The following is a 13,748-nucleotide window of genomic DNA, read 5'->3' as shown; positions in this document are numbered from 1 at the left end:
GGATATCTCAGCGACGGCGAAGTGAGTCGAGCAACGCGGCAAGAGCGATCACCGCGCCAATGACGACCTGCTGCCAGAACGGCGGCACTTGCAGCAGGTTGAGGCCGTTGCGCAGGACGGCGAGCACAAGTGCGCCGACCAACGTCCCGGTGGCGCGGCCAACGCCACCGGACAGCGACGCACCACCGATGACAACCGCGGCGATGGCGTCGAGCTCGTAGCCGGCCGCTGCCTGCGGACCGGCGGACCCGAGCCGTCCCGCGAGCACGAGGCCCGCGGCGGCGGCGAACAGGCCGGAAAGGGCGTAGATCCAGAGCTTCTGCTTGCGCACGTCGATGCCGCTGAGCTTCGCGGCTTCCTCGTTGCCGCCGATCGCGTACATGCGGCGGCCGAGGTTCGTGCGGGTGAGGATCAGGCCGGTGATGCCGAAGAACAGCAGCATCAGCAGCAGCGGCAACGGCACCATCGGCGCGAGGTTCGAGCCGAGGAACGTCACCACGGCGTCGGTCTCGTGCGGCTGACCTTCGGAGATCACCAGCGTGAGACCGCGCGCGACGCTGAGCATGGCCAGCGTCGCGATGAACGGCGGCAGCTTGCCGTAGCTGATCAACGCGCCGTTGACGAGACCGCACAGAGCGCCGACGACGAGGCCGACCGGGCCGGCCGTGAGTGCGCCGACCATGGCGGCCAGTGCGGCGATGCTGCCGACGGACAGGTCGATGCCACCGGCGACGACCACGAACGTCATGCCGAACGCCATGATCGCGATGACCGCGGCCTGGACGCCGACGTTGACCAGGTTCTGCGCGGAGAGGAACGTCGGCTGCATGATCGCGATCACCAGCGCGAGCAGCAAAAGCCCGGCCAACGCTCCGTTCTCAGCGATGAACTTTTGGGGCGTACGGCGACTGCTGCTGATCGTGGTCATGCGGAGATCTCCTGCACGGCGAGTGCCATCACCTGGTCTTGGGTCGCGTCCTTCGGCAGCTCACCGGCCACCCGGCCGTGTGCCATCACGACGACGCGGTCACTCATCCCGATCACCTCGGGCAGGTCGCTGGACACGAGCAGCACGGCCCGGCCCTGCGCGGTCATGCGGTTGATGAGCTCGTAGATCTCGACCTTGGCGCCGACGTCGACGCCGCGCGTTGGCTCGTCGAGGATCAACACCTTGGGGTCGGCCAGCAGCCACTTGCCGATGACGACCTTCTGCTGGTTGCCGCCGGAGAGCTCCTTCACCGGCTGCTCGACGCGGCCCTTGATCCGGAGCTTGCCCGCGATGTCGTGCAGGCGCTTCTCGTCGCGGTTCGCCAGCGTTGCCAGTTCGAGGTTCTGGCCGACGGTCGCGGTGAGCACGAGGCCCTGGCCCTTGCGGTCCTCGGGGACGAGGCCGAGGCCTGCCTTGATCGCGGCCTGGACGTTGTTGCGGGGCAACGGCTTCCCGTCGACCTCGACACTGCCGTAGTCGTAGTCGTCCACGCCGAACGCCGCCCGTGCGACCTCGGTGCGTCCGGCGCCGACCAGGCCGGCGATGCCGACGACCTCACCCGCGTGGACCTCGATGTTGATGTCGCGGAAGACGCCTCGCCTGGTGAAGTTCGAGATGCGCAGGAGCGGCTTGCCGCGACGCTGCCGGGCGCGCGGGTACTGCTCCTCGATCGGGCGGCCGACCATCAGCTCGATCATGTGCTGGGTGGTGGCGCGCGGGCCGAGGACTCCGACGCTGCGCCCGTCGCGCAGGACCGTGATGCGGTCGGCGATGCGCTGGATCTCGTCCAGGTGGTGGGTGATGAAGACGAGGCCGACGCCGTTGTCGCGCAGCTGAGCCATGATCTGCAGCAGCCGGTCGGTCTCGGTGTCGGTGAGGACCGCGGTCGGCTCGTCGAGGATCAGCACGCCGGCGTCCTTGTCGAGCGCGCGGGCGATCTCGATCATCTGCTGCTGGGCGATGCCCAGGTCCTTGACCTTGGCGTTCGGGTCGACGTTCAGACCGACCCGGTCGAGCAGCTCGGGTGCACGGCGGCGCATCTCGGCGCGGTCGACGAAGCCGAACTTCCTGGGCAACCGGTTGAGGAACAGGTTCTCCGCGACGCTCAGCTCCGGGACGAGCGCGAGCTCCTGGTGGATGACGGCGAGGCTGGCCTCGCCCTCGATCGTGCCCTCGTCGTGGCTGTGGATGCCCGCGAGGACCTTGACCAGGGTGGACTTGCCGGCGCCGTTCTCGCCGAGCAGGACGTGGACCTCTCCGGCGTTGATGTCGAGGTCGACACCGTCCAACGCCCTGGTGGCACCGAACTGCTTGGTGATGCCGCGGGCGGTGATGAGCGCTTTCACAGCTCAGCCTCCCCGCACGAACCGCGCAGCACGAGCTTCGCGGAGAGGCGGACGTCGTCGGGTTGCTGACCGTTGATCAGCGCCAGCAGGCTGCGGGCGGCCGCGCGGCCCATCTCAACGGTCGGCTGGGCGATGACCGTGATCGGCGGGTCGAGCAGCGGGAACCACGGCTGGTCGTCGAACACCGCGATCGCAATGTCGTGCGGAATCCGCAGACCGCGGGCCTTGATCTCGCCCAGTGCGCCGAGGCCCATGAGGTTGTCCATCGCGACCAGCGCGGTGACACCGTCGTCGATCAGCTTCGCGGCGGCCTGGCTGCCGCTCTCCTGCCGGAAGTCGCCGTGCACGATCTGCGCCGCGCCACCGAGCGCTCCGGTGAACACGTCGCTGCGTTCTCTCCCGGTGGAGGTGTCCGGCGGGCCCGCGATCACGCCGATGCGGGAGTGGCCGGCGCCGACGAGCCGCCGGGCGAGCGCGGTCAATGCCTCGCTGCCGTCGGCGCGGACGACGGGGCATGTGGCGCCCCTGACCGTCCGGTCGAGCAGGACGAGCGGTACGCCGCCTGCGCTCACTTCGCGAACCAGGCTCGGGTCGTCGGTCGCGGGGCACAGCAGGAGGCCGTCCACCCGGCGGTCGAGCAGGGTGCGCACGTAGGTGGCCTCCTGCTCGGCGCTCTCGTCGGCGTTCCCGATCACGACGCAGTAGCCGTGTGACCGGGCTTCGTCCTCGACCGCTCTGGCGATCTCGGCGAAGAACGGGTTCAGCAGGTCGCTGATGACCAGACCCAGGGTCTGGGTGCTGGTGGTCCTGAGGGATCGCGCGAGGGCGTTGGGCCGGTAGCCGAGTTCCTCGATCGCGGCGAGCACCCGCTCGCGGGTCTCGGGGGTCGGCGCGGCATGGCCGTTGAGCACGCGCGACACGGTGGCCGTGGAGACGCCTGCGTGCTGCGCGACGTCCTTCATGGTCGTCACGGACGAGAAGTTAATCGATTACACGGCTGTCCAGTCAAGCCGGATGAGTAGGTGTACGGATGTCACCGGCCGTGTCCTGCCTCACCCTGATGCCATGAACGGACATGACCGCCTCGGGTACGAGCAGCGCCTCGCGCTGGAGCTCGCGGCCATCGGGCAGCGGCTGGTGACGATCAGCTCGGAGATGCGGTCGGCCTCCGTGGCCTCTGCCGCCACTGCCGTGGCCGAGGTCGTCGCGCCGCCGCCGACTCCTCAGGCACCGGTCTCGGTGCCGCTGCCGCCCGACCCGTGGTCGCAGCAGGGCGCCATGCCGGTGCCGCCGCCGGTGCCGCAGCAGCAGTGGCCGCAGCAGCAGTGGCCGCAGCCACCGCAGCAGTGGCCCGCTCCGCAACCGCGCGAGTCCCTGCTCGAGAAGCTCGGCAAGGACGGCGCAGGCTCGAAGCTGCTGGCCTGGGTCGGTGGCGCGATCACCGTGCTCGGCTTCGTCCTGCTGCTGATCCTCGCCATCCAGCGGGGCTGGCTCGGCCCGATGCCGCGCGTCATCGGCGGCGCGGTCTTCAGCGGTGCGCTCGTGGGCATCGGCATCTGGCTGCACCGCAATCCCACCGGCCGCACGGGGGCGTTCGCGCTGGCCGCGACCGGTTTCGCGGGCCTGTACCTCGATGTCATCGCCGCCACGAGCCTGTACGAGTACCTGCCACCGCCGGTGGGCCTCGTCGTCGGGCTCGGCGTCGCGGCGACCGGTGTCGTGCTCGCGCTGCGCTGGGACTCGCAAACGCTCGCGGTCGGCGTCGTCGCAGCGTGCGCCATCTGCTCGCCGGTCTTGACCGAGGGCTTCACGGTCCTGCTGGTCGGGTTCCTGCTGGTGCTGAAGATGGCCAGCACGCCGGTGCAGATCCAGCGCAACTGGCCTGGACTCGCCATCGCCGGTGGCTTCCCGCCGATCATCGCCTCGCTGCTCACCACGGCGAACGCCATCCCTCGCGACTACGAGTGGACCGTTGTCGGGGTCGCCGCCGCCACGACCGTCGTCGGCATCGTGGTCGCGCTGCTGACCACCCGGAAGCGGCCGGACGACATCGTCGCGGTCGCGCTGGTGGCGGGCTCCGCGCTGCCGGCGATGTTCGCCACCACGCTCCTGAGCGACCCGGCCAACTCCGTGCTGGCGGGTGCGGTCGCCGCGGTGCTGCTGGCGATCTGGATGGTGCCGGACCTGCCGCGCTCGTTCACGACGGCGGCCGGTGCGACGGGCATGCTCGCGTTGTTCCAGACGACGGTGATCGCGCTCGACGGCAACGTCCGCACGGCGATCGTGCTGGCCGAGGCGGTGCTGCTGGCGTTCCTCGCGGCGCGGCTCAACAAGAAGAGCGCACTGGTGGGGTCGATCGTGTTCGGTGCCGTCGGATTCCTGATGACGGTCAGCCAGGCCGTGCCGATCACGTGGCTGCTGGAGGAACCGCGGTACGTCATCGCCGGCTCCGGCGACTACGCGGCGGGCCTCGTCACGGCGGTGGTGCTGGGTGTCTTCGCGGCCACCGCACCGTGGGCCGCGTTGAAGATGCAGGTGCTGCGCGAGCCGGCGAAGCACCCGTTCCCGTGGATCATCGCCGGGCTCGTGCTGCTCTACGGCGCGGCGGGTGCGGTGCTGTGCGCGGCGCTGCTGGTGTCGCCGGACGAGAGCGGATTCCTATTCGGACACTCGATGGTCACCGTGTCGTGGACGGTCGCCGCGTTGTTCTTGCTGGTCAGGGGGATCAACAACAAGGCGCTGCGGATCTCCGGGCTGATCCTGGTCGGCGCGGCGGTGGTCAAGCTGGTGACGTTCGACCTGGGCGCGCTCGACGGTGTCGCCCGCGTGCTGGCGTTCCTCGGCGCCGGACTGGTGCTGCTGACCGCCGGCACCCGCTACGCCAAACTGGTGGCGAGCGCGAAAAACCCGGATTCATATGAATCCAAACCAGCTGCTCCTCCGTCTCACTAGGTACACGGCTGTCGCCCGCGCCGCCGTCGCGGGCGACGGTCGTACTACGACCGGGCAAAGATTTCCCTCTGACGGGTGACAGAAGTAGATCGAAAGCACCCAGAAGTGGTCCCATCGGGCGTATGGCAAAGCCACGCCTCGTGGCCGCGGTTCTAGCGCTCTCAGCGGCCATCGCGGCGATGGGTGTCGAGCAACGGCACGACTACACGACCACCTCAGCAGCAGCGGTTCCGCGTGCGTACGTGGTGGGCAAAACCGGTCTCGTCCAGGTCGTCGACACCAGAACCGGCGCGGTGCTCGCGCACGCCGACACGGCGGGTCGCGCGACGGGTGTCGCCGTGTCGCCGGACGGGCAGCGCGTCTACGTGGTCAACGGGTGGACGGGCGCGATCACCGAAGTCGACCCGAACACGGGCGCGGTCGTCGACCGGCTCTTCACCCAGGTCCAGCTCACGCATGCGGCGATGCGCCCGGACGGCAAACGTCTGTACGTCTCCGCCAGCGGTGGCGTGGCCGTGGTGGACCCGGAGAACTTCCGGCTGGTCGCCGCGGTCAAGGTGCCCGGCCAGCCGCAGGGCCTCGCCGTCCACCCGAACAACCAGGTCCTCTACGTCGCCAACGCGCAGGACGGCACTGTCGGCCTGGTCGACACGGCGACCGCGTTCCAGACCTCGACGGTGCAGGTCGGCGGCATGCCGCAGCACCTGGCGATCTCACCGGACGGCAAGCGCCTCTACGTGAGCAGCATGCGGCTGGGCGAGCAGACGCCGGGCACGCTGTCGGTGATCGACACGACCACGAACCGGGTCGTCGGCACGATGAGCGTCGGCAGGGGAGCGGGCAGTCTCGCCGTCACCCCGGACGGCGCCACCGTGTACCTCGCGCTGACGAAGGAAGGGTCGGTCGCGGTCGTCGACGCGGCGACCATGACGTTGCGCGAACGCTTGCCCATCAACGCACCGAGCGTCGCCATCGCGCCGGGGGACCCGAGGGTCTTCCTCGCGACCGGCACGACGACGACGGTGCTGGACAGCTCGAACGCGGTGCTCGCCACGTACCGGATGAAGCTGGGCGAGCTGCGGGACACGAGGCCGCGCCAGTTCGACGCGGCCATGATCGCCTTCCCTCCCGGTCAGCCGACCGCCACGGGCTCGCGGACCTCGTCGTCGAAGTCGTCGTCCACCGGCTCGTCGTGAAGTGCGAGACGTTCCTGGATCCGCTTGAGCGGACCGGGTGACCACCACGCGGCGTTGCCGAGCAGCTTGAGCACGGCCGGCACGAGCAGCATCCGGACCACGGTGGCGTCGAGCACCAGCGCGAGGATCATCCCGACACCGACGAACCGCATCATCGCGACCTGCGAGAACGCGAACGCACCTGTCACCACGACCAGCAGGAGAGCCGCCGAGGTGATCACACGGCCGGTCTTGGCCAGGCCGGTGGTCACCGCCTCTTCGGTCGTGGCGCCCTGACCACGTGCCTCGACCATGCGCGAGAGCAGGAAGACCTCGTAGTCCGTCGAAAGGCCGAACACGATGGCGGCCATCAGCACGACGATGCCTGACTCGAGCGGACCCGGTGTGATGCCGAGCAGGTCGGCACCGTGGCCCTCCTGGAAGACCCAGACCAGCACGCCGAACGTCGCGGACAACGACAGCGCGCTCATGACGACGGCCTTGATCGGCAGCAGGACCGAGCCGAACGCCAGGAACATCAGGATCAGCGTCGCGCCGACCAGCAGCGCGATCATCAACGGCAGCTTGTCCGCGATGGCGTCCAGCGAGTCGCTGACCATGGCGGTGTTGCCGCCGACCAGCACCTCGGCGCCGGCCGGCGGGGCGAGCGCCCTGACGTCCTTGAGCGCCTGCTTCGACTCGTCGCTCAGCGCGTCCTGCTCCAGCCCGGCGGAAGCGGAGGTGACGCCCTTGTCCGAGCCGAGCGGCTGGACGTCGCCGACACCCTTGATGTCCTTGACCCTGCCCAGGTAGTCCTGGACCGCAGCCTGGTCACCACCCTTGACGACGATCTTGAAGCCGGTGTTGGAGAGCGCGGAGAAGTTCTGGTTGATGTTCTCGGTGGCCACGCGCACGGTGTTGCCCTCCGGCAGCACCTTCTCGGTCACCTGGCCGAACTGGACACCGAGGAACGGCGCGCCGAGCGCGACCAGGACACCGATGATCGGCACCGCGACCAGGACGGGCCGCTTCATGACCTTGCCGCTCAGCCTGCGCCAGCCGCGCTCGCTGGGCTCCTTCTTGCGCCACGGCATGGCGAGCTTGTCGACCCGGTGACCGAGCACGCCGAGCAGCGCGGGCAGCAGCGTCAGCGAGACCAGTGCGGCGATCGCGACCGACGACATGCCGCCGTACGCGAGGGACTTCAGGAAGCCGTGCGGGAAGAGCAGCAGCCCGGCCAGTGCGATGACCAGCAGCGTCGCGCTGAACATGACGGTACGGCCGGCGCTCGCGACCGTGCGCCCCACCGCCTGCTCGGTCGTCCGCCCAGCCGCGAGCTCCTCGCGGAACCGTCCGACCATGAACAGCCCGTAGTCGATCGCCATGCCCAGGCCGAGCAGCGACGCGACGTTGACCGCGAACGAGTTGACCTCGGTGAAGATCGCGACACCGTGCAGCACACCGAGCGCGCCCATGATCGCGAGCCCGCCGACGACAACGGGGAGCGACGCCGCCACCAGACCGCCGAAGATGATCACGAGCAGCAGCAGGACCAGCGGCAGCGAGAACATCTCCGCGCGCGTCAGGTCTGCCTGCGACATGTCGTTGATGGCCTTCTGGGTGGGCACGAGCCCACCGACCTGCTGGCTGAAGCCGTCCACCGCGAGCTGCTTCTGGACGTCCTCGAACTGCTTGATCTGCTCGTTCGAGTCCCCGCTGGTCAGCGTGATGGCGACCAGGGCCTGCCGCTTGTCGTCGGACGGCACAGGCCCGACGGTCTTGAGCACGTCGTCCTTGGGAAAGCCGCTGATGTGGTCGGCGATCTTCTTGAGCTCGAGCTGGTTCGCGAAATCGCCCCGATAAATGACGATCACATCACCGTTCTGCCGCCCGAACGCCTCCTCGGCTACCTTGTCGGCCCGCGCCGCCTCGCTGGAAGGAGCTTCGTAACCACCCTGGCTGAGCTTGTCGAACACGCCGATGCCCCACACGCCGCCCACCACGGCGAGCAGTACGGTCGCGATCAACACCACCCACCGGCGGCGATATGCGACAGATCCCCACTTCGCGAACATCGACGACGGCCTCCTGGGTTACCGTGCTGTTAATCCCGTGAACTCTTGTAAACACCGTTCACCAAAACCGTACGGGCGGTGGACGAGGTCTACAACCCGATGGAGTGACATATGACCGAGGCCACTCGCCGAGAACGGCTCCGCGCAGAAACCGAGCGTGAGATTCGGCAGGCGGCCCGCGCCCTTTTGGTGGAACGCGGCCGCGACGCAGTGACCCTGCGTGCGATCGCACGCGAGCTGGGCATCACCGCGCCAGCCCTGTACCGCTACTACGACTCCCACGACGCGCTGTTGCGGCAGCTCTGCGACGACATCTGCGCCGACATGGCCGCCGTCCTGTACGCAGACCTCGCCGCGGACACGTCAGGACAGGTGGGATGCCAGGTCAGGGCGGTGTGCCGGGGCTTCCGGCGCTGGGCGCTGGCCCACCCGCAGGAGTTCGCGCTGGTCTTCGCCTCGCCACGGGATCCGCTGGGCGCCGACCAGTTCGGCGCGGTGTTCCTGCAGCTGGCCGGACGGCTGATCGCCTCGAACCTGGTCGTCAAGCACGCGGACGACGAGGTGCCCGAGGTGCTGCACGAGGACCTGGCCAGGTTCCAACAGGTACTGATGGACGCGGTGTCGGTGCACGGGGTCACGGTCGAGGACGACGTGCTCAACCTGGGCAAGATCTACCACGTCGTGCAGTCGTGGGTGCGGCTGTACGGGCACGTGGCGCTGGAGGTGTTCGGGAGGTTCCCGTTCGCGGTGAGCAACCCGGAGCCGATGTTCGACAGCATGCTGGACCAGATGCTGTCGGACATCGGATTCCAGGAGGACGACTCGGCGGTTCGCTGAGTCGAGCGGACGGAAATGGCAGGCTGGTCGGCAGTAGCAGGTACGCACGACTTCGCGGTACCAGACAGGACGAGCGCCGCGGCGCTCGCCAAGGCACTGGCCGAACACGGCTTCGCGATGGTTGTCGCTAGTCCGGGCGGACCTGAGGGGCTGGATCGTCAGTGCGCTCGACGAGGGGCCGTATCCGGTCAGCGCTCAGGGACACCGCACCATCGACGCGGTGGGCAAAGCCGCCGCTGTTGTGGCGCGTGCGCACGGCGGATACCGGAACGGGGTGCGACTGGCTCGACGTACCCGATGTCGTCGGCGCGCTGAAGGCAGGAAACGTGCTCGCCGAAGGCGCGTTGCGGGTCGCAAGCACCACGGCATAGCACGAGAGAGCCGGCGCAGCCGTAGCCGCGCCGGCCCTTCCCGTTGCTACAGAACGACGTTCACCAGGCGACCGGGGACGACGATCACCTTGCGCGGCTCGCCACCCGCGACCAGCTCGGCGATCTTCTCCTCGGCCAGCGCCGCCGCCTTGATCTCGTCCTGCGACGCGGACGCCGCGACGACGACCCGCGAGCGGACCTTGCCGTTGACCTGGATCGGGTACTCGACGGTGTCCTCGACCAGGTACTGCTCGTCGGCGACCGGGAACGGCCCGTGCGCCAGCGAGTCGGTCTTGCCCAGCTTCGCCCACAGCTCCTCGGCCACGTGCGGGGCCTGCGGAGCCAGCATCAGCACCAGCGGCTCGGCCAGCGCCCGCGGCGTGCCGGACGCGTAATGCTTGGTGACGTAGTTGTTCAGCTCGATCAGCTTCGCGCCCGCCGTGTTGTAGCGCAGGTTGGCGTAGTCGTCGTGGACGCCGGCGATGGTCTTGTGCAGCAACCGCAGTGCCTCGACCGAAGGCTCCTCGTCCGTGACGCGCAGGGAGCCGTCGGCCTCGTTGACCAGGTTGCGCCACAGACGCTGCAGGAACCGTTGTGCGCCTACGACGTCCTTGGTCGCCCACGGGCGGGAGACGTCCATCGGGCCCATGGACATCTCGTAGAACCGGAAGGTGTCTGCGCCGTAGGTCTCGCACATCTGGTCCGGCGTGACGACGTTGTTCAGGCTCTTGCCCATCTTGCCGTACTCGCGGTTGACCTCCTGGCCGTTGTAGAAGAACTTGCCGTTCTCCTCGACGACCTCGGCCGCGGGCACGTAGACGCCGCGGTCGTCGGTGTACGCGTACGCCTGGATGTAGCCCTGGTTGAACAGGCGGCGGTACGGCTCGTCACCGGTCAGGTGGCCCAGGTCGAACAGGACCTTCTGCCAGAAGCGCGAGTACAGCAGGTGCAGCACCGCATGTTCGACGCCGCCGATGTACAGGTCGACGCCGCCGGGGTCGGTCGGGCCGTGCTCGGCCGTGCGCGGGCCCAGCCAGTACTTCTCGTTCTCCGGGTTGACGAACCGCTCGGTCTCGACCGGGTCGACGTAGCGCAGCTGGTACCAGCACGAACCCGCCCAGTTCGGCATGGTGTTCGTGTCGCGGCGGTAGGTGCGGACGCCGTCGCCCAGGTCCAGCTCGACCGTCCTCCACTCGGTGGCGCGCGACAGCGGCGGCGACGGCTCGGTGTCCGCGTCCTCCGGGTCGAAGGTGCGCGGCGAGTAGTCGTCGACGTCGGGCAGCTCGACCGGCAGCATCGACTCCGGCAGCGCGATCGCGGTGCCGTTCTCGTCGTAGACGACCGGGAACGGCTCGCCCCAGTAGCGCTGGCGGCTGAACAGCCAGTCGCGCAGCTTGAACTGGACGGTGCCGTGGCCGTGGCCGTTCTCCTCCAGCCACCCGATGATCGTCTTCTTGGCGTCGTCGATCAGCATTCCGTCCAAGAACCCGGAGTTGATCGCGGGTCCCTCGCCGGTGTACGCCTCGCCCTCGAAGCCTTCCGACGGCTGGACGGTGCGGATGATCGGCAGGTCGAACTTCTTCGCGAAGTCCCAGTCGCGCTGGTCCTGGCCGGGGACGGCCATGATCGCGCCGGTGCCGTAGCCCATCAGCACGTAGTCGGCGATGTAGACGGGGATCTGCTGGCCGTTCACCGGGTTCGTCGCGTACGCGCCGGTGAAGACGCCGGTCTTCTCCTTGTTCTCCTGACGGTCCAGTTCGGACTTCAGGGACGCTTGCCGCCGGTACGCCGCGATGTCTGCCACGCGATCGGGCGTCGCAATCTGGTCCACCAGCTCGTGTTCCGGTGCCAGGACCATGTAGGTCGCGCCGAACAACGTGTCCGGGCGGGTCGTGAAGACCTCAATGTTCTCGTCTCCCACCGCAAATCGGACACGGGCACCATGCGAGCGCCCGATCCAGTTGCGCTGCATGGCCTTGACCTTGTCCGGCCAGTCCAGCCGGTCCAGATCATCGATCAGCCGGTCCGAGTACGCGGTGATGCGCATCATCCACTGGCGCAGGTTTTTCCTGAACACCGGGAAGTTGCCACGCTCACTGCGACCGTCCGCGGTGACCTCTTCGTTCGCCAGCACAGTACCCAGTCCGGGACACCAGTTGACGGGCGCCTCCGACAAGTAGGCCAGCCGGAATTCGCCCAAGATCCTTTGCTGGTCGGCAAAAGACAGCTCAGACCACTTGCGACCGCCCGGAACGTCCCGCTCGCCAGACTCGAACTGGGAGACCAGCTCGGCGATCGGACGCGCCTTGCGGGCGTCCGGGTCGTACCAGGAGTTGAAGATCTGCAAGAAGATCCACTGGGTCCACTTGTAGTACTCCGGGTCGATCGTCGAGATGCGACGCCGCTCGTCGTGGCCCAGCCCCAGCCTGCGGATCTGGCGCAGGTACGTGTTGATGTTCTCTTCGGTGGTCTTGCGCGGGTGCTGACCGGTCTTCACCGCGTACTGCTCGGCGGGCAGGCCGAACGCGTCGAAGCCCATGGTGTGCAGGACGTTGCGACCGTTCATGCGGTGGTAGCGCGCGAACACGTCCGTGCCGATGAAGCCCAGCGGGTGCCCGACGTGCAGGCCGGCGCCGCTCGGGTACGGGAACATGTCCTGCACGAACAGCTTGTCCGCGGGCACGTCACCCTTGAGCGCGCCAACCGGGTTCGGCGCGTGGTAGGTGCCGTGCTCTTCCCAGTACTGCTGCCACCGCTGCTCGATCTGGTTCGCCAGCTCGGCGGTGTAGCGGTAGGCGGGGATCTCCGCCGCGTCCGTGCTCATGTTGATGAGTCCCTCTCCATCGATCCTGCCCCTGACATGACGAAACCCCCCAGCCCAGATGGGCATGGAGGGCTGCCGCGCCGACCGTCTTTCGATCAGGTCGTCGCGGCTAACTAAGGAGCAGGCGGGCCGTGCTCATGTCGTCAACGGTATCAGCGCACCGCAAGGCCGATGAACTGGGTGACCTGCGAGGAGGAGAAGTTGTCGTCGGAGACCAGCCACAACGTGCCGTCCGGGCCCCAGGCCATGCCTTCGAGGTTGTCGACCCTGCCCACCGGGAAGGTGCCGATGTCGGCCAGGAACCGCTTCTTCAGCGTCGTGCCCTGCGACCTGGCCTCGAACAGCCGGACCTTGTTGCCCAGCTGCTGGTGGAAGGACCGTTCCAGCACCAGGTAGACGCCCGGGGACTTCTCCAGTATCGCCGTGACGCCGGTGCTCGCGCCCGTGGCGAACAGCGGTTCCTGCTGGTAGCGGTACTGGGCGACGACCTGCCCCTGCCGCGTCTGGACGATCATCCTGCTGACGGCGCCCCTGGTCTCGTCGGCCGGCGGGCCGTCCTGCAGGAGCGGTCCTTCGACGGCGGTGACGACCAGGGTGCCGCCGAGCGCGAAGGTCAGTCCTTCCAGCGCCTCGTTGCGCCTCGGGCCGGACTCCGGCTTCATCTTGACGTCCTCAGGCGTGGGCAACGCCCGGTGGAACGCTCCGTCACGCTTGCTGAACTGCACGGACGGGTCGATGAGCGTCGTGGGCGTGCGGTCACCCTCCTGGCTCCACAGCAGGTCACCGGTCCAGCGATCCACCCGGACGTCCTCGGGATCGACGGTGCCGGGCGCGTACGGACCGTTAGGACCGACGAGAGAGTGCACGTCGGTGAACTCGACGCCCTTGCGCGAGAGCTTGCCCTCGTAGAACCGGGGCGCCACCCGGTCGTCGCTGATCAGGACCCACCTGCCGGTGCGCCGGTCGTAGTCCAGGCCGGAGAGGCCGCCGACCGTCGTACCGCCCACGACCAGGCCTTTCGGTACGACGTGTGCGGCGATGAAGCGGACTTCGGGGTTGTGCGCCTGCGCGGGAGTCGCGCACAGACCGAGGAGCACCGGGACGAGCAACAGTCGTCTCAACATGGCGTGCAGCACACCCGACCGGGGTGACTTTCAGGTGAACCGCTGTTCGGGCCTAC

Annotated in this window: 10 protein-coding genes; 4 read left to right on the top strand and 6 right to left on the bottom strand. The window is 68.4% G+C overall.

The features are described from left to right. Positions 1–7 precede the first annotated feature (7 nt). From C8D87_RS09610 to C8D87_RS09600, 3 genes are read right to left on the bottom strand one after another with little or no spacing between them, the layout of a single operon-like run. Positions 8–928, bottom strand: coding sequence for an ABC transporter permease (locus C8D87_RS09610; RefSeq protein ID WP_112226435.1), 921 nt, complete (start codon positions 926–928; stop codon positions 8–10). After that, positions 925–2,334, bottom strand: coding sequence for a sugar ABC transporter ATP-binding protein (locus C8D87_RS09605; RefSeq protein ID WP_112226434.1), 1,410 nt, complete (start codon positions 2,332–2,334; stop codon positions 925–927). Before C8D87_RS09605 ends, C8D87_RS09610 begins: the two co-directional genes overlap by 4 nt. Further along, on the bottom strand, positions 2,331–3,296 hold the full coding sequence (locus C8D87_RS09600) for a LacI family DNA-binding transcriptional regulator (protein ID WP_233439241.1): 966 nt from the start codon (positions 3,294–3,296) through the stop codon (positions 2,331–2,333). The genes C8D87_RS09605 and C8D87_RS09600 overlap by 4 nt, the downstream gene beginning before the upstream one ends. A 103-nt stretch (positions 3,297–3,399) precedes the next feature. Between C8D87_RS09600 and C8D87_RS09595 the strand changes: the two genes are divergently transcribed. Together C8D87_RS09595 and C8D87_RS09590 are read left to right on the top strand one after the other, a co-directional pair. Continuing rightward, the gene (locus C8D87_RS09595; protein WP_112226433.1) at positions 3,400–5,286 is read left to right on the top strand and encodes a DUF2339 domain-containing protein; all 1,887 of its coding nucleotides are present in this window, start codon (positions 3,400–3,402) and stop codon (positions 5,284–5,286) included. 122 nt (positions 5,287–5,408) lie between these two features. Beyond that, positions 5,409–6,482 carry a YncE family protein gene (locus tag C8D87_RS09590; protein ID WP_112226432.1) on the top strand — a complete coding sequence of 358 codons (1,074 nt, stop codon included), beginning with the start codon at positions 5,409–5,411 and terminating at the stop codon, positions 6,480–6,482. Here C8D87_RS09590 and C8D87_RS09585 read toward each other — a convergent pair. Further along, positions 6,419–8,536, bottom strand: coding sequence for an MMPL family transporter (locus C8D87_RS09585; RefSeq protein ID WP_112226431.1), 2,118 nt, complete (start codon positions 8,534–8,536; stop codon positions 6,419–6,421). The two genes, C8D87_RS09590 and C8D87_RS09585, sit on opposite strands and share 64 nt — an antisense overlap. A gap of 111 nt (positions 8,537–8,647) precedes the next feature. Here C8D87_RS09585 and C8D87_RS09580 point away from each other — a divergent pair, with 111 nt between their 5' ends. Next, positions 8,648–9,373 carry a TetR/AcrR family transcriptional regulator gene (locus tag C8D87_RS09580; protein WP_109630046.1) on the top strand — a complete coding sequence of 242 codons (726 nt, stop codon included), beginning with the start codon at positions 8,648–8,650 and terminating at the stop codon, positions 9,371–9,373. A gap of 248 nt (positions 9,374–9,621) precedes the next feature. Continuing rightward, the gene (locus C8D87_RS48515) at positions 9,622–9,744 is read left to right on the top strand and encodes a hypothetical protein (protein ID WP_267899847.1); all 123 of its coding nucleotides are present in this window, start codon (positions 9,622–9,624) and stop codon (positions 9,742–9,744) included. Between the two features lie 46 nt (positions 9,745–9,790). On the opposite strand, the gene leuS is transcribed toward C8D87_RS48515, so the two are convergent. Then, positions 9,791–12,568, bottom strand: a complete 2,778-nt coding sequence (leuS, locus tag C8D87_RS09575) for a leucine--tRNA ligase (RefSeq protein WP_112226430.1) — start codon at positions 12,566–12,568, stop codon at positions 9,791–9,793. A gap of 152 nt (positions 12,569–12,720) precedes the next feature. Then, a complete protein-coding gene (locus tag C8D87_RS09570) occupies positions 12,721–13,692 on the bottom strand; it encodes an esterase-like activity of phytase family protein (RefSeq protein ID WP_215732275.1) in 972 nt (323 codons plus the stop codon). Between the last annotated feature and the right edge of the window lie 56 nt (positions 13,693–13,748).

The organism is Lentzea atacamensis (assembly GCF_003269295.1).
In the GTDB taxonomy this organism is placed as follows: Bacteria; Actinomycetota; Actinomycetes; order Mycobacteriales; family Pseudonocardiaceae; genus Lentzea; species Lentzea atacamensis.
This window is presented reverse-complemented; position numbering and strand designations above follow the sequence as displayed.

Bases quoted from the DNA above. Each gene is read 5' to 3' on its own strand.
- C8D87_RS09610 (WP_112226435.1), bottom strand. From the start codon at position 928: ATGACCACGATCAGCAGCAGTCGCCGTACGCCCCAAAAGTTCATCGCT.
- C8D87_RS09600 (WP_233439241.1), bottom strand. From the start codon at position 3,296: ATGAAGGACGTCGCGCAGCACGCAGGCGTCTCCACGGCCACCGTGTCG.
- C8D87_RS09595 (WP_112226433.1), top strand. From the start codon at position 3,400: ATGAACGGACATGACCGCCTCGGGTACGAGCAGCGCCTCGCGCTGGAG.
- C8D87_RS09590 (WP_112226432.1), top strand. From the start codon at position 5,409: ATGGCAAAGCCACGCCTCGTGGCCGCGGTTCTAGCGCTCTCAGCGGCC.
- C8D87_RS09585 (WP_112226431.1), bottom strand. From the start codon at position 8,536: ATGTTCGCGAAGTGGGGATCTGTCGCATATCGCCGCCGGTGGGTGGTG.
- C8D87_RS09580 (WP_109630046.1), top strand. From the start codon at position 8,648: ATGACCGAGGCCACTCGCCGAGAACGGCTCCGCGCAGAAACCGAGCGT.
- leuS (WP_112226430.1), bottom strand. From the start codon at position 12,568: ATGAGCACGGACGCGGCGGAGATCCCCGCCTACCGCTACACCGCCGAG.
- C8D87_RS09570 (WP_215732275.1), bottom strand. From the start codon at position 13,692: ATGTTGAGACGACTGTTGCTCGTCCCGGTGCTCCTCGGTCTGTGCGCG.